This window comes from Mesorhizobium sp. M1423 (genome assembly GCF_040317575.1).
In the GTDB taxonomy this organism is placed as follows: domain Bacteria; phylum Pseudomonadota; class Alphaproteobacteria; order Rhizobiales; family Rhizobiaceae; genus Mesorhizobium.
The window spans coordinates 17,863-40,031 of record NZ_JAMYKU010000006.1; the positions used below are offsets into that span (position 1 = coordinate 17,863).

Genomic DNA, 22,169 nt, shown 5'->3' on the forward strand with positions numbered 1-22,169 from the left:
CCGTGGCTGAGAACTACGACGTCATCATCATCGGCTCCGGCCCCGGCGGCTATGTCACTGCAGTGCGTTCGGCGCAGCTTGGCTTCAAGACGGCGATTGTCGAGCGCGAGCACTTGGGCGGCATCTGCCTCAACTGGGGCTGCATTCCGACCAAAGCGCTGCTGCGCTCGGCCGAGATCATGCACTATTCGGATCATCTGAAGGATTACGGCCTGAAGATCGACGGCAAGGTCAGCGTCGACACCGCCGCCGTCGTCGATCGCTCGCGAAAGGTCTCGCTGCGGCTCAACGGCGGCGTCGGCTTCCTGATGAAGAAGAACAAGGTCGACGTCATCTGGGGCGAAGCCAAACTGACGAAACCCGGCGAGATCGTCGTGTCGAAATCGTCGAAGAAGCCGATGGAGCCGCAGCCGCCGGCGCCCAAGGGCGTCAAAGGCGAGGGCACCTACACCGCCAAGCACATCATCCTGGCGACCGGAGCCAGGCCGCGCGCATTGCCCGGCATCGAGCCGGACGGCAAGTTGATCTGGACCTATTTCGAGGCGATGGTGCCGAAAGAGATGCCGAAGTCGCTGCTGGTGATGGGCTCGGGCGCCATCGGCATCGAGTTCGCCTCGTTTTACCGCACTATGGGCGCAGAGGTGACGGTGGTTGAATTGCTGCCGGCTGTGATGCCGGTCGAGGACGCCGAAGTGTCGAAGTTTGCGCAAAAGCAGTTCGAGAAGCAGGGCATGAGGATCATCCTCGATGCCAAGGTGACCAAGGTCGAGAAGGGCGCCAATTCGGTCACCGCGCATGTCGAGATGAAGGACGGCAAGGTCGAGAAGATCACCGCCGACCGCATGATTTCAGCCGTCGGGGTACAGGGCAATATCGAAAATCTCGGCCTCGAGGCGCTCGGCGTGAAGACCGAACGCGGTTGCATCGTCGTCGACGGCTACGGCAAGACCAACGTGCCCGGCATCTATGCCATCGGCGATGTCGCCGGACCGCCGATGCTCGCCCACAAGGCCGAGCATGAGGGCGTGGTGTGTGTGGAAAAGATTGCCAATTTCGCCGGCGTGCATGCCATCGACAAGCTGAAGATCCCGGGCTGCACCTATTGCAATCCGCAAGTTGCCTCGGTCGGACTGACGGAAGCCAAAGCGAAAGCCGATGGCAAGGACATCCGCGTCGGCCGCTTCCAGTTCGCCGCAAACGGCAAGGCGATTGCGCTGGGCGAAGACCAAGGCTTCGTCAAGACCATTTTCGACAAGAAGACCGGCCAGTTGCTGGGTGCCCACATGGTTGGCGCAGAAGTAACCGAACTGATCCAGGGCTTCGTCGTGGCTATGAACCTGGAAACCACCGAGGAAGAGCTGATGCACACAATCTTCCCGCACCCGACGCTGTCGGAGATGATGAAGGAGAGTGTTCTCGACGCCTATGGCCGTGCGCTGAACGCATGATAAATTGGCTGCGCGAGACTCACACATGTATGTCAAGGAACTCGACTGCAAGGTAATTCGTTTCCGGATGCATTCATCACCACAGGAGAGGGCATATGGACGTGAACGGCGTGGGCTGGGTAGCAGCCATCATCATCGGCGGTTTGGCAGGCTGGTTTGCCGAGATGTTCATGAAGAGCAACACCGGCATCTTGATGAACATCATTCTTGGCATCGTCGGCGCGATCGTGCTGAATGCCATCCTGCAGGCGCTCAACATCGGCGCCTTCGGCGCCGGCTGGATCGCCTATCTGATCACCGGGTTCATTGGTGCCTGCCTGCTGATCTGGGTAGGACGCATGGTGCGCCGTTAGTTGCTGAACTCTTGCCATGCGAAAACGGCGGTGGCGGCATGCGCCGCCGCGGCCTTTTTCTTTGCAGCGAAAAGTCCTAGATGACTTGGGAAAGCGAACGTCGGACAGGCGATCGCGAATGAACCGGATTTCATATGGTCACCGTCCTTGACACGATCGCCAATGCGCCGCGCCTGCGGCATCCCGAAAAGGCGCACAAGCCCGACCAGGATGTGCTGCGCAAGCCCGACTGGATCCGCGTCAAGGCGCCGATGTCGAAAGGCTATGCCGAGACGCGCGAGATCGTGAAGTCGCATAAGCTGGTGACGGTGTGCGAAGAGGCCGGTTGCCCCAATATCGGCGAGTGCTGGGAAAAGAAGCACGCCACCTTCATGATCATGGGCGAGATCTGCACGCGCGCCTGCGCCTTCTGCAACGTGGCTACCGGTATACCGACCGCACTCGATCCCGACGAGCCGGCGCGCGTCGCACACGCCGTCAAGCAAATGGGCCTAAGCCATGTCGTCATCACCTCAGTCGACCGCGACGATCTCGCCGATGGCGGAGCTCAGCACTTTGCCGAGGTCATCCGCGCCATCCGGGCGGCAACGCCTCTGACGACGATCGAAATCCTGACGCCCGACTTCCTGCGCAAGGACGGTGCACTGGAGATCGTCGTGGCGGCCAAGCCCGACGTTTTCAACCATAATCTCGAGACCGTGCCGTCGAACTATCTGACGGTTCGGCCGGGTGCGCGCTATTTCCACTCGATCAGGCTCTTGCAGCGAGTCAAGGAACTCGACCCCTCGATCTTCACCAAGTCCGGCATCATGGTTGGCCTTGGCGAGGAGCGGAACGAAATCCTGCAACTGATGGACGATCTGCGTTCGGCCAATGTCGACTTCATGACCATCGGCCAATATCTTCAGCCGTCGAAGAAGCACCATCCGGTGATCCGCTTTGTCACACCGGAGGAGTTCAAGTCCTTCGAGACGATCGGCCGGACCAAGGGCTTCCTGCTGGTGGCGTCGAGCCCGCTGACGCGCTCGTCGCACCATGCCGGCGACGATTTCGCCAGGTTGCGCGCGGCGCGCGAAGCGTTTCTCAGGAAGTCCGCCTAACAAACTGGTTTCATGCCACAATTCGAAGCCCATCGCCGCGTCGCGCATACGCCTGAACAGATGTTCGCTCTGGTCGCGGATATCGAATCCTATCCGCAATTCCTGCCGCTTTGCGAGGCACTTACGGTTCGTTCGCGCAAGGAACGCGACGGACGCACGCTGCTCATCGCCGACATGAGCATTGGCTACAAGGCGATCCGCGAGACTTTCACCACGCAGGTGCTGCTGAAGCCTGACGAGAACGCCATCGACGTCAAATATATCGACGGCCCGTTCAAATATCTGAGCAATGTCTGGCGCTTCGACCCGGCGGACGGCGGTGGTTGCAACGTCTGCTTCTTTATCGACTATGAGTTCAAGAGCCGCATTTTGGGTGCGCTCATGGGAACCATGTTCGACCGCGCCTTCCGCATGTTCTCCGAGGCGTTCGAGAAACGCGCCGAAATCATCTACGGCACGCCATCGGCGGCCTGATCCGCAGCGAGCGCGCGCAGACCCAGTTCAAGCGCATGCCGGACCGTCTCCCGGCGGATGAAATCACGGCCCTTGTCGCCGAACAGCTGGCATTCGCTGACCACCGGCCGGCCAGCCACGGCAACGCCGAACCAGACCAGGCCGACAGGTTTTTCCGCTGAGCCACCGCCCGGACCGGCGATGCCGGTCACCGCGAGCGCAAGCCCGGCGCGCGAATGGGCCAAGGCGCCGGCCGCCATCTCCACCGCAGTCTCGCGCGAGACCGCCCCGTTCGCCTCGAGTGTAGCGGCCGAGACGCCGAGCATCTCGGTCTTGGCCTGGTTGGAATAGGTAATGAAGCCGCGATCGACCACAGTGGAAGAGCCGGCAATGTCGGTCAGCGTGGCGATGATCATGCCGCCGGTGCAGCTCTCGGCCGTCGCCAGCATGATGCCGCGCTGCTGGCAGGCCTGAAGCAGGGCATCTGCGAGATCGCTATTGCTCATTCGGGGACATCCCCTGGAAACACAACGCTGGCGGTCGCGATGGCCGCTATGCCTTCCTCACGGCCGACGAAGCCGAGCTTCTCATTGGTTGTCGCCTTGATCGAGATGCGGTCGCGCGAAATTCGCAACATTGCGGAAAGCGTTTCGGTCATGGCCTCGCGATGCGGGCCGACGCGCGGCGCCTCGCAAACCAATGTGATGTCGGCGTTGGCGATGCGCCCGCCGCGCTCGCGCACCAGCTTCGCTGCGTGTTCGACGAAGATGCGTGAAGCGGCCCCTTTCCACTGCGGGTCGGAGGGCGGGAAATGCGTGCCGATGTCACCGGCGCCGCAGGTGGCGAGCAGCGCGTCGGTCAACGCATGCAGGCCGACATCGGCATCCGAATGGCCGGACAATTTCCTGTCGTGCGGAATAGCGACACCGCACAGGGTGACATGGTCGCCGGGCTCGAAGGCATGGACGTCGTAGCCGTTGCCGGTTCGGATGTCCGGAAAACGTGAGGCGCTGGAAAGCCGCTGATCCGCCATCGCAATATCCCGTGCCCAGGTCAGTTTGACATTGTCCGGCGAGCCGGGAACGATCTTCACCGGAATATGCGCCCATTCGGCGATTGCCGCATCGTCGGTGAAATCCGCCTTGCCCAATTGATGAGCCTTTTCGTGCGCGGCCAGGATCGGCCAGAACGGAAAGCCTTGTGGTGTCTGTGCGGCATGGAGCCCGGCCCTGGACACTGTTTCGCCGCTCATGCCTTCGGCCGTTTCGCGCTTCAGCGTATCGGCAACGGGCAAAGCAGGCAGCGCTCCCTGGCGCTCTTCAATGGCGGCGATCGTGCGATCTATCAGTTCCGCATCGACAAACGGCCGAGCCGCATCATGGATCAGGACCCGGCCCGGCGCATGGCTTCTCAACGCCAGCAGTCCAAGCCGGACGGACTCCTGCCGTGACGTACCGCCGATCACAGCGACGACACGGTCGGCGTTCGCGCCGGCGGCGCGGCGGAAAAGCGCGCCGTCTTCGGCATGGATAGCAACGACGACAGGTCCAATTTTCGGATGCGTCAGAAAGGCGTCGAGCGTGCGTGCGATAACGGCGCCGCCGCCAATCTGCTGGTACTGCTTCGGCCCATTGGCCTGCCCCGCGCGCGCGCCGCGCCCGGCAGCAACGATGACCACGGCGACCTTGTCGTCGGCAGCTGGCTTTTCGCTGACATGTCTCATGCCGAGACGCTTAGCGCATGATCCTGAAAAGTGGTATCGCTTTCACAAGACCTAGGATTGATGCCGTCCGGCGATCCATATTTTTCCCAAATGCGCCTTAATGTCACGACATTGCGCGTTGCACATTGCCGTCGTTCTGGCTAGAGAATGTGCAGCAATCGAAGGTGCTTGGTTTTTGTGCATGCCTGATGTGACCAAATTGGCTTCGCCGCTGGAGGTGGGTGGCGTGAGAATCCGCAACCGCGTGTTTCTCGCGCCGATGTCGGGCATTACCGACGAACCGTTCCGGCAGCGCGCCCATGCGCATGGCGCCGGGCTGGTTGTATCGGAAATGGTGGCGAGCGGTGAGCTTGCAAAGGGCAGGGCTGGCTCGGGCCTGCGCATCCGTCATTCCGGGCTGCCTGTCCACATGGTCCAGCTTGCCGGCCGCGAGGCGGTGCACATGGCCGAGGGCGCACGAATCGCAGCCGGCGAAGGCGCCGACATCATCGACATCAACATGGGCTGTCCGGCCAAGAAGGTGACGGGCGGCTATGCCGGTTCGGCACTGATGCGAGACCTCGACCACGCGCTGTCGCTGATCGAAGCGGTAGTCGGCGCGGTCGACGTGCCGGTCACGGTTAAGATGCGGCTTGGCTGGGACGAGAGCGCGCTCAACGCGCCGATGCTGGCGCGACGCGCCGAGCAGGCCGGCGTCAGGATGGTGACGGTGCACGGCCGCACACGTTGCCAGTTCTATCAGGGCACGGCCGACTGGCGTGCCATCGCACGCGTCAAGCAGGCCGTCTCCATCCCTGTGGTTGCCAATGGCGATGTCGGCTCGCCGGCAGAGGCAGCCTTGATCCTCGACCAGTCCGGCGCCGACGCGGTGATGATCGGCCGTGCGCACTATGGCGCGCCGTGGACTGCCGGCAGCATTGTAGCGGCCGCGCTGGCCGAGCCAGTATCCGGCATGCCGGACAGCCCGCAAGCGCTGACCGACTACGTCATTGCCCATTACGAAGACATGCTGACGCTCTATGGCGTCGAAAGCGGATTGCGCCAGGCGCGCAAGCATCTCGGCTGGTATCTCGACCGCCATGCCGTCACAAGCGATGACTGGCGCAAGGCCATCCTCACGTCTTTCGAGCCTGGGCGGGTCATTGCCTTGCTGCGCGACATGTTTTCAAGCGCTCCCGAAGCGCCGAATCTGCGGAGTGCGGCATGAACGCCACCGTCACACAGAGCACGGACATGGCGGACGCCGCGCATATTGTGCTCAACACAATTCGTCGGCCGGTGATCATGGTCGATCCGCAAGGCTTCATCACCTTCGCCAATGCCGATGCCGAGGATTTTTTCCGCTCGAGCGCCACGATGCTCGCCCGCAACACGCTGCACAAGCTCATTCCTTTCGGCAGTCCGCTGCTGACGCTTGTCGACCAGGTGCGCGAGCGCCGTGCGCCGGTGAACGAATACCGGGTGGACGTGTCGTCGCCGCGTCTCGGCATCGAGAAGGTGGTCGATCTCTACGTCGCGCCGGTGACGGAATTTCCAGGCTCCGTCGTGGTGATGTTCCAGGAACGCTCAATGGCCGACAAGATCGACCGGCAGATGACGCATCGCGGTGCGGCGCGCTCGGTCACCGGCCTTGCCGCGATGCTTGCCCATGAGATCAAGAACCCGCTGTCCGGCATTCGTGGCGCCGCGCAGCTGCTAGAACTGTCGGCGTCCGATGAGGATCGCGCGCTGACGCGTTTGATCACCGACGAGACCGACCGCATTGTCTCGCTGGTCGACCGCATGGAGGTGTTTTCGGACGAGCGGCCGATCGACCGCTACCCCGTCAACATCCATGTCGTGCTCGACCATGTCAAAGCAATCGCCAAGAACGGTTTTGCCAAGCGGATCAAGATATTAGAGGACTATGATCCATCATTGCCTCCGGTTTTTGCCAATCGCGACCAGCTCATCCAGGTGTTCCTCAATCTGGTAAAAAATGCCGCCGAGGCGATCGGCAGCGATCCGCAGGGCGAGATCATGCTGTCGACTGCCTTCCGCCCGGGCATCCGTGTTTCCGTGCCCGGAACGCAGGACCGGGTGTCGCTGCCATTGGAATTCTGCGTGCGCGACAACGGTTCGGGTGTCTCCGAGGATATCCTGCCGATCCTGTTCGATCCCTTCATCACCACCAAGCCGAACGGCTCCGGTCTCGGTCTGGCGCTGGTCGCAAAGATCGTCGGCGAGCATGGCGGCATCATTGAATGCGAATCGACGCCGCGCGGGACCACCTTCCGCATCCTGATGCCGGCGTGGAAAGAAACCCAGTTTGCCGACGACGACGGTGAAGGAGACCGCAAATGACCATTCGCGGCAATATTCTCGTCGCCGACGACGATGCGGCCATCCGCACTGTCCTCAACCAGGCGCTTTCGCGCGTCGGTCACGACGTGCGCGTCACCTCCAATGCCTCGACGCTGTGGCGCTGGGTGGCCGCGGGCGAGGGGGATCTGGTCATCACCGACGTTGTCATGCCTGACGAGAACGCCTTCGACATGCTACCGCGCATCAAGAAGGCGCGACCGGAACTGCCGGTCATCGTCATGAGTGCGCAGAACACGTTCATGACGGCGATCCGGGCCTCCGAAACCGGAGCCTATGAATATCTGCCAAAACCGTTCGACCTGACGGAGCTGCTCAACATCGTCAATCGGGCGCTTTCCGAGCCGCGGCGGCCCAAGATCGATACGCGTGCCGACGAGCCGCCTGAAACGATGCCGCTGGTCGGCCGCTCGGCGGCCATGCAGGACATCTACCGCATGCTGGCGCGGATGATGCAGACCGACCTGACGGTGATGATCTCAGGCGAATCGGGTACCGGCAAGGAACTGGTGGCGCGCGCGCTGCATGAATATGGCCGTCGTCGTGGTGGCCCCTTCGTCGCGATCAACATGGCGGCGATCCCGCGCGACCTGATCGAATCGGAACTATTCGGGCACGAGAAGGGCGCCTTTACCGGCGCACAGAGCCGCTCCACTGGCCGTTTCGAGCAGGCCGAAGGCGGCACGCTGTTCCTCGACGAGATCGGCGATATGCCGATGGAAGCGCAGACGCGGCTTCTGCGTGTGTTGCAGCAGGGCGAATACACCACGGTCGGCGGCCGCACGCCGATCAAGACCGACGTGCGCATCGTCGCTGCCACCAACAAGGACCTGCGCACGCTGATCAATCAGGGGCTTTTCCGCGAGGACCTGTTCTACCGCTTGAACGTTGTGCCGCTCAGGCTGCCGGCGCTGCGCGAGCGATCGGAGGACATTCCGGACCTCGTCCGGCACTTCTTCAAGCTCGGCGCCAGTGAAGGCCTGCAGACCAAGCGCATTTCCACCGGCGGCATCGAGCTGATGAAGCGCTACCCATGGCCTGGCAACGTGCGCGAACTCGAAAACCTCATCCGCAGGCTGGCTGCACTGTATTCGCAGGACGAGATATCCGCCGAGATCATCGAGGCGGAGTTGAAGACTGGCGAAAGGCCTGTCGTTCCAGGTGGCGGCAACCTCATTCCCGACGACCTTTCCATCGGCCAGGCGGTGGAGCATTTCCTGCAGCGCTATTTTGCCTCGTTTGCCGGCGACTTGCCGCCGGCCGGCCTCTATCAGCGAATCCTCTCCGAGGTCGAGTATCCACTGGTCCTCGCCTCGATGACCGCAACGCGCGGTAACCAGATCAAGGCCGCCGAATTGCTAGGACTCAACCGCAACACGCTGCGCAAGAAGATTCGCGAACTCGGCGTCAACGTCTACAAGTCCTCCAGGCAGGTCTAGACGAACCCCTTACGAGCGCTTTCCAGGGGATCGATCGCCGAAAGATTTCCGTCTCGGCCACACTTGTTGCATAATCGCCACAATGCGTTGCATACATCCGACGCAATCACTGGCTCTAGACGGCGACATGGCTCTGCACGCACCGACACTGAGCAAACCGCATTTCAGCACTACCGGCGCGCGAGACGGTCGCCGGCTGCTTGCGCTGCCCGGCGTGGTCGCCATTGCCGGTGCGCTGGTGACGGCGGCGATCTCCTTCGCCATTCTGGTTGGCGCCACGCCGATCACGCCCGACGCGCGGACGACGCTGGCGCTGATCGCGCTTAACGCCGCGTTCGTCCTGTTTCTGATCTTGCTGGTCGGCCGCGAAGTGCATCGCATCCTGATGGCACGCCGGCACGGCAAGGCTGCGTCGCGCCTGCATGTGCGCATCGTGGCGATGTTTGCGCTGGTCGCCGCCATCCCCGCGATCATGGTGGCGATCATCGCGTCGATCACGCTCGACATCGGCCTCGACCGCTGGTTCGAGATCCGCACCAAGACGATCGTCAATTCGTCGTTGTCGATCGCCGACGCCTATGTGCAGGAAAACGCACGAAATCTTCAGGGCACGACGTTGTCGATGGCTTACGACCTCGACGCTTCGCGCACGCTTTACGGCCTCGATCGGACCGGCTTCCTTGACCTCATGAACAAGGAGGCGGTTGGACGCTCCCTGGCACACGCAGCACTCATCAAGCCCGATGGTTCCTTCGTCATGAGCGCCAAGACCGACGCGGACTTTGCCATGCCGGAGCCGCCGGAGGGCGCTGTGGCAAGCGCGGCCAACGGCAAGCCGGTGCTGATCGAGCCGCGCACCCGTAACATCATGGGGGCCATCGTCAAGCTGCGCGAGATCGACGGGCTCTATCTCTACACCATTCGCCTCGTCGATCCCGAGGTGATCAAGGCACGGCAGATCGTCAAATCCAACACCGCAGAATATCGCGGTCTCGAAGACAATCGCCGCACCTCGCAAGTGGCTTTCGCGCTTCCCTATCTGTCGCTGACGCTGATCATCATCCTGTCCGCCATCTGGACCGGCATTGCGGTGGCCGACCGCCTGGTGCGGCCGATTCGTCAGCTCATCGGCGCGGCCGACGAGGTCGCTACCGGCAATCTCGATGTGGCCGTGCCAGTCCGCCCCTCCGATGGCGACGTCGCCTCGCTCGGCGACACCTTCAACAAGATGCTGATGGAGCTGAAATCGCAGCGCAACGAGATCCTGTCGGCCAAGGATCTGATCGACGAGCGGCGGCGCTTTTCGGAGGCTGTGCTTGCCGGCGTCACCGCCGGGGTCATCGGCGTCGATCCATATGGCATCGTCACCATCGTCAATCGTTCGGCCGAAACGATGCTGGCCATATCCGCCACCGCGGCGCTTGGGCAGAACCTTTCCGCCGTGCTACCGCATGTCGGCCGCGTCTTCGAGATCGGCCGCAAGTCGGGCAAGCCGGTCTATCGCGAACAGGTCACCTTCTATCGTGCCGGCACCGAACGGACCTTCAACGTGCAGATCACGATTGAAGCCGGCGACGACGGTTCGGAGGATAAATCCTACGTCGTGACAGTCGACGACATTACCGATCTGGTCCAGGCACAGCGTTCCTCTGCATGGGCCGACGTGGCGCGGCGCATCGCCCACGAGATCAAGAACCCGCTGACGCCGATCCAGCTTTCGGCCGAGCGTATCAAGCGCCGTTACGGCAAGGTCATCACCGAGGACCGTGAGGTTTTCGATCAATGCACCGACACCATCATCCGGCAAGTGGAGGACATCGGCCGCATGGTCGACGAGTTCTCAGCGTTCGCCCGCATGCCGAAACCAGAAATGAAGGCCATCGATCTGCGCGATTCGTTGCGCGAGGCCTCGTTCCTGGTCGAAGTGAGCCGCGCCGACATCACCTTCGAGCGCGTCTTCGGCAATGAGCCGCTCAAAGGCACGTTCGACAGCCGCCTGATGGCGCAGGCTTTCGGCAACGTCATCAAGAATGCTGCCGAAGCTATCGACGGACTTGATGCAGAGGATCGTCCGCACGGCATAATCCGGATTCAAGCCGGGCGTCAGAATGGCGCGATTCGAATCGACGTCATCGACAACGGCAGGGGCTTGCCGCGCGAAAACCGGCAGCGCTTGCTCGAGCCTTACATGACGACACGCGAGAAAGGCACCGGGCTTGGCCTCGCTATCGTCAAGAAGATCGTGGAGGACCATGGCGGGCGACTCGAATTGCACGATGCACCAGCGGAATTCCACGATGGGCGGGGTGCGATGATCAGCATCATCCTGCCGGTTGCCGCCACCGTTCCGATACGCGGCGAAAGCAAGACGGAACACGAAAAAGAAACTGAAAAGGTCGGTAATGGCGTCTGATATTCTCATCGTCGACGACGAGGAAGACATCCGCGAACTCGTCGCCGGTATCCTGAGCGACGAAGGTCACGAAACCCGCACGGCGTTTGACGCCGACAGCGCGCTGGCGGTGGTTGCCGACCGGGCACCCAGGCTGATCTTCCTCGACATCTGGCTGCAGGGTTCGCGGCTCGATGGCCTCGCTTTGCTAGACGAGATCAAGACGATGCACCCGAACCTGCCGGTGGTGATGATCTCGGGCCACGGCAATATCGAAACGGCAGTCTCGGCCATCCGCCGCGGCGCCTATGATTTTATCGAAAAGCCGTTCAAGGCCGACAGGCTGATCCTTATTGCCGAACGGGCGCTTGAAACGTCCAAATTGAGACGCGAGGTTTCGGATCTCAAGCTGCGCAGCGGCGAGACTTTCGACCTCATCGGCATGTCGTCGGCAATGAGCCAATTGCGCCAGACCATCGAGCGCGTCGCGCCGACCAACAGCCGCGTCATGATTATCGGCCCCTCCGGCTCGGGCAAGGAACTGGCGGCGCGCGCCATCCACGCACTGTCGGCGCGCAAGAGTGCACCGTTTGTGACGCTGAGTGCCGCCAACATCACGCCTGAGCGTATGGAGATCGAGTTGTTCGGCACCGAATCGAACGGCGTCGAACGCAAGGTCGGTGCGCTGGAGGAGGCCCATCGCGGCATTCTCTACATCGATGAAGTGGCCGACATGCCGCGTGAGACGCAAAACAAGATCCTGCGCGTGCTGGTCGAACAGCAGTTCGAGCGGGTAGGGGGCACCAAGCGGGTCAAGGTCGACGTACGCATCATCTCGTCGACCTCGCAGAACCTGGAAGCCATGATCGCCGACGGCCGTTTCCGTGAGGACCTTTATCATCGCCTGGCCGTGGTTCCGGTCATGGTGCCGGGACTGGCCGAGCGTCGCGAGGACATTCCTTATCTGGTCGACAATTTCATGAAGCAGATCGCTCGCCAGGCCGGCATCAAGCCGCGCCGCATCGGCGACGACGCGCTGGCGGTGCTGCAGGCGCACAACTGGCCGGGCAACGTTCGGCAGTTGCGCAACAATGTCGAGCGCCTGATGATCCTGGCGCGCGGCGACGATGTCGATGCGCCGATCACCGCCGACCTCCTGCCAGCCGAGATCGGCGACGTCATGCCGCGCACTCCAACCAAGTCCGATCAGCACATAATGGCACTGCCGCTGCGTGAAGCACGCGAACAATTCGAGAAGGACTATCTGATCGCCCAGATCAACCGTTTTGGCGGCAACATCTCGAAGACGGCAGAGTTTATCGGCATGGAACGCTCTGCACTGCACCGCAAGCTGAAGTCGCTGGGCGTCTGAGAGCCAAACCAGCCGTGGCCCACGCAATTACCGGTTACGGCGGTCGTGGAATCGCATAAGAGCACTGCAGCGCCGCGCGTCTTTGGGACGCACAAAGGAGGCTGTAGCATTTTGATTTTTGCGCATGATCCTTTCCGAAATCGATTCCGATTTTCGGGCTCATGCGCTGACTTCTCCAGGGGTTATCCATGCCGCGCATTGCCTATGTGAACGGACGCTATGTCGCTCACGCCGAAGCTTCCGTGCACATCGAGGACCGTGGCTATCAATTCGCCGACGGCGTCTACGAGGTCTGCGAGGTGGCGCGGGGCTTCATCGTCGACATGCCGCGCCATCTCGCCCGATTGAACCGCTCGCTCACCGAACTCTCGATCGACTGGCCGATCACGCGCGGCGTGCTGCCGCTCGTCATGGGCGAGGTGGTGCGCCGCAACCATGTCGTCGACGGCCTGGTCTATGTCCAGGTGACACGCGGTGTCGCCAGCCGTGAGTTTTTCTTCCCGCCGGCGGGCACGAAGCCGTCGCTGGTGGTGACCGCCAAAAAAGCCGATCCTGCAGCTGCCGCGAAGCGGGCCGAGAGCGGGATCCGGGTTATCACGGTGCCGGAGAACCGGTGGGATCGGGTCGATATCAAGTCGGTCGGCCTGTTGCCGAACGTGCTGGCCAAACAGAAAGCCAAGGAAGCAGGCGCCCAGGAGGCGTGGTTCGTCGATGTTGACGGCACCGTCAAGGAAGGTGGATCGTCGAACGCCTGGATCATCACCAGGGACGGCGTGCTGGTGACGCGGCCGGCCGAGCATGGCATCCTGCGCGGTATCACCCGCACGACACTGTTCGATGTCGCCGCCAAGCTCGGCCTGAAGATCGAGGAGCGCGGCTTTTCGGTTGCCGAGGCCAAGGCCGCGCGCGAGGTTTTCATCAGCTCCGCGACCACGATCGCCATGCCGGTGGTGGCAATCGATGGCGCTCCCGTCGCCAACGGCCACCCGGGCTCGATAACAGTTTCACTACGGCGGGCCTTTTTTGACGTTGCGGAAAAAAGTCCAGCCTGATAACCGCACAGATGGAATGAACATCAATATATCTCGTTCTGCTTGTCGTTACTGACGGCAAGATGGTGTTTGCGTGCTTGACATGTGCCAGCTAATTTGGCGCATTGGCTTGCAAACCGAAGGGGATCGGCGAAAGACAAGAACAATGGCGGAACGATCGCAAAATCTTCAGGACCTGTTCCTGAATTCAGTTCGCAAGAGCAAAAACCCACTCACCATCTTTCTCATCAACGGCGTGAAGCTGACCGGCGTGGTCACTTCGTTCGACAATTTCTGCGTTCTGCTGCGTCGCGACGGCCATTCCCAGCTCGTCTACAAGCACGCCATTTCCACGATCATGCCGAGCCAGCCGGTTCAGATGTTCGATGGTGAGGAAAGCCAGGGCGCCTGATTGGCACGTGAGAAAGACGCGGACCGCAGCGTTCGCGGAAAACCAGCACATCAGACCGGGACAGAGGCCAACGGTCCGACCCGGGCGGTGGTCATCGTGCCGGTGCTTACCCGGCAGCCGCGTGGCAACGACGACACCAATCGCCCGCGCCTGACCCGTTCCGCCGAGGCCCGTCGCGACGAGGCGGTCGGCCTCGCCAGCGCCATCGACCTTGACCTGGTCCACACGGCAGTGGTGACCGTCAACGATCCACGCCCGGCGACCTTGCTCGGCAGCGGCAAGGTCGCGGAGTTCGCCGAGATCGTCAAAGAGGGGCACGCGGAAGTGGTCATTGTCGATCATCCGCTGACACCGGTACAGCAGCGCAATCTCGAAAAAGAGTTGAACGCCAAGGTGCTCGACCGCACCGGGCTGATCCTGGAGATTTTCGGCGAGCGCGCCCGCACCAAGGAAGGCACGCTGCAGGTCGACCTTGCCCATCTCAACTACCAGAAGGGCCGCCTTGTGCGGAGCTGGACCCACCTTGAGCGCCAGCGCGGCGGCGCCGGCTTTCTCGGCGGCCCTGGCGAGACGCAGATCGAGTCGGATCGGCGTGTGTTGCAGGACAAGATCACCAAGCTGAAGCATGAGCTCGAAACGGTGCGCCGCACCCGCGACCTGCACCGCGCCAAGCGCAAGAAGGTGCCGTTTCCGGTGGTGGCGATCGTCGGCTACACCAATGCCGGCAAGTCGACGCTGTTCAACCGGCTGACCGGAGCAGGGGTGCTGGCGGAAGACATGCTGTTTGCCACGCTCGACCCGACGCTGCGCCGCGTGCGCCTGCCGCACGGAACGCCGGTCATCCTTTCCGATACGGTCGGCTTCATTTCCGACCTGCCAACGCATCTGGTCGCGGCCTTCAGGGCGACACTGGAGGAAGTGGTCGAGGCAGACCTCGTCATTCATCTGCGCGATATCTCCGACCCCGATACGGCCGCACAGGCCGAAGATGTCGAGCGCATCCTTGCCGATCTCGGCGTTGATGCCCGCGATAGCAAGCGCGTCATCGAAGTGTGGAACAAGATCGACCGGCTCGACGAGGGCAACCGCGCGCGGCTGCTTGCCGATGGTGCTGACGGCAGGAAGGCGCCGCCTATCGCCATATCGGCGGTTACCGGCGAAGGCATCGATGCGCTGAAGGCGATCATCGAGACGATGATGTCGGGCGAACTGGAGACGTTCACCGTCACGCTCAAGGCCGACCAACTCGGCGTCGTCGACTGGCTTTACCGCAACGGCGACATCGTCTCGCGTGATGACAATGAGGATGGCAGCGTGACCATCGCGCTCAAGGCCACACACAGTGCTCGACAAGAGATAGAAAGCCGATTGCGACGTCAAAACAATGGGTAGGGCGTTTATTTCGCGCTTTTTGCCTGCTGCCAGAGCGCTTCCATCTCGTCCAGCGTCGCCTCTTCGAGGCTGTTTCCCGACGCTTGCAGCGCCTGCTCGACATGGTGGAAGCGCGACCGGAATTTTTCGTTGGTGCCGCTGAGTGCCGCTTCGGAATCGATTTTGAGGTGCCGGCCGAGATTGACGATCGCAAACAGCATGTCGCCGAACTCGTCCTTGATCGGTGCGCTGTCGCCTTTGGCCAGCGCTTCGCGTAATTCGCCGATCTCCTCCTCGATCTTTTCGAGGATCGGTGCCGCCTCGCTCCAGTCGAAGCCGACGCGGGCGGCCTTTTCCTGCAGTTTGAGGGCCCGGGTCAGCGCGGGCAGGGCGACCGGCACGCTGTCGAGAAAGCCCTTGCCATGGTCCTCGGGGTCGAGCCCTCGGACGAGGCGGGCGCTGCGCTTCTCCGCTTTTTCCTCCGCTTTGATCTTTTCCCACATGCCCTTCGCCATGCCGGCGCTGCGCGCCTTTTCGTCGCCGAAAACATGCGGGTGGCGGCGGATCATTTTTGTGGTGATGGCCTCGACCACATCGCCGAATGAGAATTCGCCGGCCTCCTCGGCCATTTGCGCGTGGTAGACCACTTGCAACAGGAGATCGCCGAGTTCATCGCGCAGATCGTCCAGGTCGCCCCGCGCGATGGCGTCCGCCACTTCGTAGGCTTCCTCTACCGTGTATGGCGCGATTGTCGAAAAGTCCTGCTCGATATCCCACGGGCAGCCGGTTTCCGGCGCCCGCAGCGCTGCCATGATCTCGATCAGCCGGGAAATGTCTTTCGAGGGTTTCATCTGGGAAACGCTATCCTGTACACGGCTGTGCGGCCAACGGCTTCAGCCGGTGAGGGCGCCTTGTCCACAGATCGGCGGCCAGACCATGATCGTGGAAGCCGGTTTTCGGAAAAGATCATGGTCAAGCAAAAAGTATCAGTCGAGCACGGAGACAATCGCCTTGGCGAGCGCGTCCATGCCGTCCTCGGGCAGGCCGGCAACGTTGATGCGGCTGTCGCCGACCATGTAGATGCCATGCTCGGCGCGCAGCCGCTCGACTTGCGCTTCCGACAGGCCAAGCCGGGAAAACATGCCGCGATGGCTGGCGACGAAATCGAAACGGTCGGAGTTGGACTGCCGCCGCAGCGCTTCGGCGAACTGGACGCGCAGCCGCAGCATGCGCAGGCGCATCTCTTCAAGCTCTGCTTCCCAGTCGGCCCGCAACGTAGCGTCCTCGAGCACCATGCGCACCGCAGCCGCGCCATGGTCCGGCGGCATCGAATACATGGCGCGCGCCGCCGACAGCATCTGGCCCATCGCCATATCCGCCTGCGCACCGTCTTTCGCCATGATCAGCGCTGCACCAACGCGGTCGCGATAGACGGCAAAGTTCTTCGAGCAGCTCGAGGCAACGACCATTTCCGGAACTTTCGCCGCCAGCAGGCGCAAGCCGGCGGCATCCGCATCAAGCCCCTCGCCAAAGCCTTGATAGGCGATGTCGACAAAGGGCAGCAGACCACGCTCAACGACGAGATCGGCAACGGCAGCCCATTGCGAGATGTCTAGATTGGCGCCCGTCGGGTTATGGCAACAGCCATGCAACAGCACGACGTCGCCGGGATTCGCGGTTCTCAACGCATCCAGCATGTCGTCGAAGCGAACCGCACCAGAAGCAACGTCGAAATAGGGGTACTCGCGTATCTGCAGGCCAGCGGCGCGCATCACCGGCATGTGGTTCGGCCATGTCGGATCCGATAGCCAGACCGTCGCGTCGGCGCGGGTCCTTTTCAGCAGCTCTGCCACCAGCCGCAGCGCGCCGGAGCCGCCGGGCGCCTGTGCCGCACGAATGCGCGTCATGTCGGCGGTTGGGCCGAACACCAACCTAGCCATTGCCGCGTTGAAGGCGGTATCGCCGGCAAGGCCGAGATAGGTCTTGGTGTCCTGGCCTCGCAGCAGCCGCTTTTCGGCTTCGCGCACCGCGCGCATCACCGGCGTCTTGCCGTCGCGATCCTTATAGACGCCGACCCCAAGATCGACCTTGTCGGGACGCGGGTCGGCGCGATAGAGCCCGATCAAGGCAAGGATCTTGTCGGCGGGCGCGGGCTGGAGATTTTCGAACATCGATAAGGTTCCGTTGGCGGCGGAGTGATACGCAAACCGGCCGTGCTTTGCCAGCGGTTTCATATGCGCCAACTCGGCGCCGGTTTGCCTCGAGGGCGGCCGATACTATCTGCCGGGCGAGGGCAGGCCCGAGATCTCCCAGGACGAGAGCGCGGCGAGCCGAAAAAATTCGGGGAGAGCGGGATTAAAACCCCGACCTGCTCCGTAAACAGGACATGAAACGGCCGATGCCACGCTTCGATATTCTGGGACAGCTCGGTTCGCTGCGCCGCTACGCACGCTCGCTGACGCGCGACAGCGCCGATGCAGAGGATCTGGTGCATGATGCGCTGGTGCGTGCCTATGAGCGACGCGGCAGCTTCCGCTCAGGCGGAAATCTTCGCGTATGGCTGCTGTCAATCGTCCACAATGCGTTCATCGACGGCTTGCGATCCCGCAAATCCGAAGCGGTGCGCATCGAACAGGCCGGCCATCTCACCGAGGCCAGCGTCCAGGCTCCGCAGGAACATTCCGTCCGGCTGGCACAGGTGCGCGACGCTTTTTTCACATTGCCGGAAGAGCAACGTTGCGCGCTGCATCTCGTCGCCATCGAGGGGCTTAGCTACAGCGAGGCGGCCGAGGTTAGCGGCGTGCCGCTTGGCACGCTGATGTCGCGCATCGGCAGGGCGCGTGCGGCACTCCGCGAGATGGAGGACGCGGCACCGGCACGCACGAAAAGCCATCTGAAGATCGTCGGAGGTGGATCATGAACCAACTGCGCGATCCCGTCACCGACACCGATCTCGACGCCTATGTCGACGATCAGCTGGACGTTGCTCGTCGCATCGAGGTCGAGGCGTTCCTTTCGGCTCGCCCGGAAGCGGCCGCGCGGGTGATGACTGATCTGAGGACGCGTGACGAGCTGCGCGTGGCGCTTGCCGGATCGAAAGGCATGGCGCGGCCGGCGACGGCTGATGCGGCACGGCGGCTGGAGCGGGGGTTAGCGCGCGGCCGTGTCCTTGGTGCTTTGCAGCGCGCGGCGGCTGTCGCTGTTTTCGTCGCCGCCGGCTGGCTTGCGAACGGGCTCATCGGACCGATATCGGTGACGGAAGTCGTCGCTTCGACCCATCCGCCCGCCTATGTGGAGGACGCAGTCCGGGCGCATCGGACGACGCTCGTGCGCGAGGCGATGTCGTCACAACTCGAGGCGCCCGGCTACAATGCCGACGAAATCCGCGCCGCCACGGCGATCGTCATGCCATCGCTGCCAACGGACTGGACGGTCCGTGACGTGCAGATCTACCCATCGCAGTTCGGCCCGAGCGTCGAGATGGCTGTCGAGACAAAAGAGATGGGGCTGCTCTCGCTGTTCGCCATCCGGCCCGGAACATTCGACGTCGTCAAGCCGACTGTCGTTCCGTCGGGCGAGGTTTCCTCGGCCTATTTCCAGATCGGCGAGGTCGCCTACGCAGTCGTCGCACGTAGCGATGTCCGCGGCCTCGATCGCACGGCCGAAGCGCTCGCCAAAACACTCTACTGATCGACTACCTCTAAGAAGGAGAACCAAATGAACAATCTGGGATACATTGGGACCAGAGCCCGAGCCGGAGCCGTCTACGACGAAGGCCTGCGCCGGCACATGCTGCGCGTCTATAACTACATGGGCCTTGGCCTCGTCGTTACGGGCGTGATCGCCCTCGTGGTGGCCTCCACGCCCGCCCTTTACGTGCCGATCTTCTCCACCCCGCTGAAATGGGTGGTGATGCTGGCGCCGCTGGCCTTTGTGCTGCTGTTCTCGTTCCGTATGCAGACGATGTCGGCGGCCGGGGCCCAGGCAATGTTCTGGGCGTTCTGCGCGGTCATGGGTCTGTCGCTGGCTTCCGTGTTCCTGGTCTTTACCGGCACCAGCATCGCCCGCACCTTCTTCATCGCCGCCACCATGTTCGGCGCCACCAGCCTTTATGGCTATACGACCAGTCGCGACCTGACGCAGTTCTCGTCCTTCCTGATCATGGGCCTGATCGGCGTGGTGATCGCCAGCATCGTCAATATCTTCCTGGGTTCGACAGCGCTGCAGTTTGCGATCTCGGTGATCGGCATCGCCGTCTTCGTCGGGCTCACGGCCTGGGACACGCAGACGATCAAGGAGCAGTACGCCGAAAACTTCGGCGCCGAAACACAGCAAAAGCTCGCCGTTTTTGGTGCATTCTCGCTCTATCTGAACTTCGTCAACATCTTCCAGCTGTTGCTGAACTTCACCGGCGAGCGCGAATAGCCGCGTCGGACCGAGACCGGAATAGTACATCATGGACAGAAACGACCAGCAGGCGATCGGACAGCTCTTCGAGAAGCTCGCAAATGTCGAGCGCCAGGCGCCGCCGCGCGATGCCGAAGCGGAACGCTTGATCCAGGACCAGATCACCCAGCAGCCTGGGGCGCCATACTACATGGCACAGACGATCGTGGTGCAGGAGCGGGCCCTGAACGCAGCGCAGGCGCGCATCGAAGAGCTGGAGGAGCAGGCGCGGCAGCCTGCCGGCGGTGGACCGCTCAGTGGCTTCTTCGGCCGCAGCGGCGGCAGGCGCTCAGGCTCGGTTCCGCGGGTAGGGCGCACCGCCTCTGCTGCCGCGGAGGAGCCACAAGACCAGTCACAGCGGGCCGGCGGCGGGTTCCTTGCCGGCGCCGCGCAGACCGCGATGGGGGTGGCAGGCGGCGTGCTGCTCGGCAATGCGATCGCCGGCATGTTTGGCGGCAGCGAAGCGCAGGCAGCCGAACGGCCGGCACCGCAGCCGGACGAAGCCGACCAGGCAGACGATGCCAGCTCCGATAATGGCGGTGACTTCGGGGATATGGAATTCTGACGAGCGACCCAGCCTGTGCCGGCGCTCGTGACGATTGCCGGTCACCGGGTAGGCGGGGGCAGCATCCGGCAAGCGAGCCCTCGCCGGCGGCTAATAGCCCAAGCGCTTCAATTCAGCCTTGACCGCCCTGATCGTCTTGAAACGGAAACGCTTCGTCGTGCCGTCGCGCCATCCGCAGTCGCAGGTGGCGTCGAACTTTTGGCTCACTTTCAATTGCGTCAGCGCCTTCTGGCCCGGTTTGGGGACGTCGAAGATGCGAACTTCGTAGAGCGTCCCCGAAACGTCGTAGTGCGAAACAGGCCAGGCAAGTATGACAGTCAGTTCCTTTGCCGGATCGTGATCGGCGTTGACGAGGCCGAGCGCTGTAATCTCTGGCGTGCCGCCTTCGTGTTCGCCAAGCGTGACCTGGATTGTACGGTACCCGTCGGGTTGCTGCTGTAGTGCGACGAGTGGGCGTTCCGGATATTCCTCAGTGGTCTGGTAATCGACGAACAGTGTCTGGAGGCCGTTCCAGGTCACGGCTGTGGTGTGCGGATCAGCGTTGTCCGCGAACCCAACCACGCGTTTCGCGAAAGCCAGGTCATTCTCGCCTGGCGCACGATCAAAGTCCTGCGCTCGCGCGTCAGTGAATGCGCAGGCGAGGGTGAGGGCAAGACTTGCAAGCAGTGTGTTCATGATTCGCAACCCTAGCACGCCGTTGCCCCACAAATGCTGTCTCGCTGCCAACGGACGCTACAGGCTTCAGTGGACGCTACAGGCTTCAGTCGCATAAGATAGATTATGGAACTGACATGGCCGATAGGACGTGGCGAAGATAGCATAAGCGAGCCGCTGGGCGGTTTGGAGCGAACTCTGTAACCCAGCTATGAAAACCTTGGTCCTTTACGCTGATTTGTAAGGGATTTCGATCGTCATGCCGTCATAGGCAGGCTCGACGTTGGCCGGCGTCTCGGCCATTACCGTGGCGTAGTCGAGCGGCACATGCATATGCGTCAGCACCGCGTTCTTCGGCGCCAGTCTTTCGATCCAGCCGAGCGCCTGGCCAAGCGACAGATGGCTCGGATGGAAGGTGTATTGCAGCGCGTCGATGACCAGCATGTCCAGCCCGCGCATACGCTCGGCTGTCGCTCCCGGAAAGTCGCTGATGTCAGGGCAATAAGCGAGATTGCCGATACGAAAACCCAGTGAGATGATGTCGCCGTGGATTTGCGGCAGCGGTTCGATGGTGAGGGCGCCGCCCTCGCCTTCGATCACCACCGGCCTGTTGTGGTCGATGATATGGGCGTTGACGATCGGCGGATACGAACTGCCTTTCGGTGTTTCGAAACAGTAGCGGAACGCTTCCCTCAGCCGCAGCATGGTAACCTGATCGGCATGGATGTCGATCCGGTGGCGCTGCTCGAGCACGAAGCCGCGCAAATCGTCGATGCCGTGGATGTGGTCGGCATGCGGATGCGTATAGACGACCGCATCGATGCGCCTGACCGATGCCAGCAGCATCTGCTCGCGAAAATCCGGGCCGGTGTCGATGACGACCGTGGTCCTGGCGCCATTCGCCGCGATCCGCTCGACGAGCGCTGCGGTGCGCATGCGCCGGTTCTTTGGGTTGGTCGGATCACAATTGCCCCAGTCGCCGGTGATGCGTGGCGTGCCCGGCGATGAGCCGCAGCCGAGGACGGTAAGACGCAACCGATCGCTCATGC

22 protein-coding genes are annotated in these 22,169 nt (G+C 62.3%); 16 read left to right on the forward strand and 6 right to left on the reverse strand.

The features are described 5' to 3' along the window. Positions 1-2 precede the first annotated feature (2 nt). The 4 genes from lpdA to NKG95_RS09620 all read left to right on the forward strand — a co-directional run bounded on the left by lpdA (position 3) and on the right by NKG95_RS09620 (position 3,375). Positions 3-1,448 (forward strand): dihydrolipoyl dehydrogenase, encoded by a 1,446-nt coding sequence (gene lpdA / locus NKG95_RS09605; protein ID WP_353040544.1) that lies wholly within the window; start codon positions 3-5, stop codon positions 1,446-1,448. A gap of 95 nt (positions 1,449-1,543) precedes the next feature. Continuing rightward, positions 1,544-1,801, forward strand: coding sequence for a GlsB/YeaQ/YmgE family stress response membrane protein (locus NKG95_RS09610; RefSeq protein ID WP_023717568.1), 258 nt, complete (start codon positions 1,544-1,546; stop codon positions 1,799-1,801). Positions 1,802-1,935: 134 nt separating this feature from the next. Beyond that, positions 1,936-2,901, forward strand: coding sequence for a lipoyl synthase (gene lipA, locus NKG95_RS09615; RefSeq protein WP_023717570.1), 966 nt, complete (start codon positions 1,936-1,938; stop codon positions 2,899-2,901). 12 nt (positions 2,902-2,913) lie between these two features. After that, complete coding sequence (locus NKG95_RS09620) at positions 2,914-3,375, forward strand: type II toxin-antitoxin system RatA family toxin (protein ID WP_023717571.1); 462 nt, start codon at positions 2,914-2,916, stop codon at positions 3,373-3,375. On the opposite strand, the gene NKG95_RS09625 is transcribed toward NKG95_RS09620, so the two are convergent. Together NKG95_RS09625 and NKG95_RS09630 are read right to left on the reverse strand one after the other, a co-directional pair. Continuing rightward, positions 3,351-3,860 carry a CinA family protein gene (locus NKG95_RS09625; RefSeq protein WP_023717572.1) on the reverse strand — a complete coding sequence of 170 codons (510 nt, stop codon included), beginning with the start codon at positions 3,858-3,860 and terminating at the stop codon, positions 3,351-3,353. The two genes, NKG95_RS09620 and NKG95_RS09625, sit on opposite strands and share 25 nt — an antisense overlap. Then, positions 3,857-5,077, reverse strand: coding sequence for a bifunctional 2-C-methyl-D-erythritol 4-phosphate cytidylyltransferase/2-C-methyl-D-erythritol 2,4-cyclodiphosphate synthase (locus NKG95_RS09630; RefSeq protein ID WP_023717573.1), 1,221 nt, complete (start codon positions 5,075-5,077; stop codon positions 3,857-3,859). Before NKG95_RS09630 ends, NKG95_RS09625 begins: the two co-directional genes overlap by 4 nt. Before the next feature lie 181 nt (positions 5,078-5,258). Between NKG95_RS09630 and dusB the strand changes: the two genes are divergently transcribed. The 8 genes from dusB (at position 5,259) to hflX (ending at position 15,476) form a co-directional block, all read left to right on the forward strand. Then, positions 5,259-6,284, forward strand: coding sequence for a tRNA dihydrouridine synthase DusB (dusB, locus tag NKG95_RS09635; RefSeq protein WP_352894852.1), 1,026 nt, complete (start codon positions 5,259-5,261; stop codon positions 6,282-6,284). Then, entirely contained in the window at positions 6,281-7,420 is a 1,140-nt protein-coding gene (locus NKG95_RS09640) for a two-component system sensor histidine kinase NtrB (protein WP_352496544.1), read from the forward strand. Before dusB ends, NKG95_RS09640 begins: the two co-directional genes overlap by 4 nt. Continuing rightward, positions 7,417-8,877 carry a nitrogen regulation protein NR(I) gene (gene ntrC, locus NKG95_RS09645; RefSeq protein WP_023717576.1) on the forward strand — a complete coding sequence of 487 codons (1,461 nt, stop codon included), beginning with the start codon at positions 7,417-7,419 and terminating at the stop codon, positions 8,875-8,877. Before NKG95_RS09640 ends, ntrC begins: the two co-directional genes overlap by 4 nt. A 127-nt stretch (positions 8,878-9,004) precedes the next feature. Beyond that, entirely contained in the window at positions 9,005-11,290 is a 2,286-nt protein-coding gene (locus NKG95_RS09650) for a sensor histidine kinase NtrY-like (RefSeq protein ID WP_023717577.1), read from the forward strand. Beyond that, a complete protein-coding gene (ntrX, locus tag NKG95_RS09655) occupies positions 11,280-12,641 on the forward strand; it encodes a nitrogen assimilation response regulator NtrX (protein ID WP_352482545.1) in 1,362 nt (453 codons plus the stop codon). The genes NKG95_RS09650 and ntrX overlap by 11 nt, the downstream gene beginning before the upstream one ends. Positions 12,642-12,829: 188 nt before the next feature. Continuing rightward, a complete protein-coding gene (locus tag NKG95_RS09660; protein WP_023717579.1) occupies positions 12,830-13,693 on the forward strand; it encodes a D-amino-acid transaminase in 864 nt (287 codons plus the stop codon). 145 nt (positions 13,694-13,838) lie between these two features. After that, positions 13,839-14,084 (forward strand): RNA chaperone Hfq, encoded by a 246-nt coding sequence (gene hfq, locus NKG95_RS09665; protein WP_006202172.1) that lies wholly within the window; start codon positions 13,839-13,841, stop codon positions 14,082-14,084. Beyond that, entirely contained in the window at positions 14,085-15,476 is a 1,392-nt protein-coding gene (gene hflX / locus NKG95_RS09670) for a GTPase HflX (RefSeq protein ID WP_353006125.1), read from the forward strand. 5 nt (positions 15,477-15,481) lie between these two features. Here the strand turns inward: hflX and mazG are convergent, their stop codons facing one another. Further along, positions 15,482-16,306, reverse strand: coding sequence for a nucleoside triphosphate pyrophosphohydrolase (gene mazG / locus NKG95_RS09675; RefSeq protein WP_352496547.1), 825 nt, complete (start codon positions 16,304-16,306; stop codon positions 15,482-15,484). Positions 16,307-16,441: 135 nt separating this feature from the next. Further along, positions 16,442-17,626, reverse strand: coding sequence for an amino acid aminotransferase (locus NKG95_RS09680; RefSeq protein ID WP_352587530.1), 1,185 nt, complete (start codon positions 17,624-17,626; stop codon positions 16,442-16,444). Between the two features lie 215 nt (positions 17,627-17,841). Between NKG95_RS09680 and NKG95_RS09685 the strand changes: the two genes are divergently transcribed. From NKG95_RS09685 to NKG95_RS09700, 4 genes are read left to right on the forward strand one after another with little or no spacing between them, the layout of a single operon-like run. Continuing rightward, a complete protein-coding gene (locus tag NKG95_RS09685) occupies positions 17,842-18,375 on the forward strand; it encodes a sigma-70 family RNA polymerase sigma factor (RefSeq protein ID WP_023717583.1) in 534 nt (177 codons plus the stop codon). Beyond that, complete coding sequence (locus tag NKG95_RS09690) at positions 18,372-19,145, forward strand: anti-sigma factor family protein (protein ID WP_023717584.1); 774 nt, start codon at positions 18,372-18,374, stop codon at positions 19,143-19,145. The genes NKG95_RS09685 and NKG95_RS09690 overlap by 4 nt, the downstream gene beginning before the upstream one ends. 27 nt (positions 19,146-19,172) lie before the next feature. After that, the gene (locus tag NKG95_RS09695) at positions 19,173-19,880 is read left to right on the forward strand and encodes a Bax inhibitor-1/YccA family protein (RefSeq protein ID WP_023717585.1); all 708 of its coding nucleotides are present in this window, start codon (positions 19,173-19,175) and stop codon (positions 19,878-19,880) included. A gap of 31 nt (positions 19,881-19,911) precedes the next feature. After that, a complete protein-coding gene (locus NKG95_RS09700; protein WP_352789979.1) occupies positions 19,912-20,466 on the forward strand; it encodes a DUF2076 domain-containing protein in 555 nt (184 codons plus the stop codon). Positions 20,467-20,556: 90 nt separating this feature from the next. On the opposite strand, the gene NKG95_RS09705 is transcribed toward NKG95_RS09700, so the two are convergent. Then, positions 20,557-21,141 carry a hypothetical protein gene (locus NKG95_RS09705; RefSeq protein ID WP_353040545.1) on the reverse strand — a complete coding sequence of 195 codons (585 nt, stop codon included), beginning with the start codon at positions 21,139-21,141 and terminating at the stop codon, positions 20,557-20,559. Positions 21,142-21,348: 207 nt separating this feature from the next. Next, positions 21,349-22,167 carry an MBL fold metallo-hydrolase gene (locus NKG95_RS09710; protein WP_023717587.1) on the reverse strand — a complete coding sequence of 273 codons (819 nt, stop codon included), beginning with the start codon at positions 22,165-22,167 and terminating at the stop codon, positions 21,349-21,351. Between the last annotated feature and the right edge of the window lie 2 nt (positions 22,168-22,169).

Bases quoted from the DNA above. Each gene is read 5' to 3' on its own strand.
- NKG95_RS09610 (WP_023717568.1), top strand. From the start codon at position 1,544: ATGGACGTGAACGGCGTGGGCTGGGTAGCAGCCATCATCATCGGCGGT.
- lipA (WP_023717570.1), top strand. From the start codon at position 1,936: ATGGTCACCGTCCTTGACACGATCGCCAATGCGCCGCGCCTGCGGCAT.
- NKG95_RS09620 (WP_023717571.1), top strand. From the start codon at position 2,914: ATGCCACAATTCGAAGCCCATCGCCGCGTCGCGCATACGCCTGAACAG.
- NKG95_RS09625 (WP_023717572.1), bottom strand. From the start codon at position 3,860: ATGAGCAATAGCGATCTCGCAGATGCCCTGCTTCAGGCCTGCCAGCAG.
- NKG95_RS09630 (WP_023717573.1), bottom strand. From the start codon at position 5,077: ATGAGACATGTCAGCGAAAAGCCAGCTGCCGACGACAAGGTCGCCGTG.
- dusB (WP_352894852.1), top strand. From the start codon at position 5,259: ATGCCTGATGTGACCAAATTGGCTTCGCCGCTGGAGGTGGGTGGCGTG.
- NKG95_RS09640 (WP_352496544.1), top strand. From the start codon at position 6,281: ATGAACGCCACCGTCACACAGAGCACGGACATGGCGGACGCCGCGCAT.
- ntrC (WP_023717576.1), top strand. From the start codon at position 7,417: ATGACCATTCGCGGCAATATTCTCGTCGCCGACGACGATGCGGCCATC.
- NKG95_RS09650 (WP_023717577.1), top strand. From the start codon at position 9,005: ATGGCTCTGCACGCACCGACACTGAGCAAACCGCATTTCAGCACTACC.
- ntrX (WP_352482545.1), top strand. From the start codon at position 11,280: ATGGCGTCTGATATTCTCATCGTCGACGACGAGGAAGACATCCGCGAA.
- NKG95_RS09660 (WP_023717579.1), top strand. From the start codon at position 12,830: ATGCCGCGCATTGCCTATGTGAACGGACGCTATGTCGCTCACGCCGAA.
- hfq (WP_006202172.1), top strand. From the start codon at position 13,839: ATGGCGGAACGATCGCAAAATCTTCAGGACCTGTTCCTGAATTCAGTT.
- mazG (WP_352496547.1), bottom strand. From the start codon at position 16,306: ATGAAACCCTCGAAAGACATTTCCCGGCTGATCGAGATCATGGCAGCG.
- NKG95_RS09680 (WP_352587530.1), bottom strand. From the start codon at position 17,626: ATGTTCGAAAATCTCCAGCCCGCGCCCGCCGACAAGATCCTTGCCTTG.
- NKG95_RS09685 (WP_023717583.1), top strand. From the start codon at position 17,842: ATGAAACGGCCGATGCCACGCTTCGATATTCTGGGACAGCTCGGTTCG.
- NKG95_RS09690 (WP_023717584.1), top strand. From the start codon at position 18,372: ATGAACCAACTGCGCGATCCCGTCACCGACACCGATCTCGACGCCTAT.
- NKG95_RS09695 (WP_023717585.1), top strand. From the start codon at position 19,173: ATGAACAATCTGGGATACATTGGGACCAGAGCCCGAGCCGGAGCCGTC.
- NKG95_RS09700 (WP_352789979.1), top strand. From the start codon at position 19,912: ATGGACAGAAACGACCAGCAGGCGATCGGACAGCTCTTCGAGAAGCTC.
- NKG95_RS09705 (WP_353040545.1), bottom strand. From the start codon at position 21,141: ATGAACACACTGCTTGCAAGTCTTGCCCTCACCCTCGCCTGCGCATTC.
- NKG95_RS09710 (WP_023717587.1), bottom strand. From the start codon at position 22,167: ATGAGCGATCGGTTGCGTCTTACCGTCCTCGGCTGCGGCTCATCGCCG.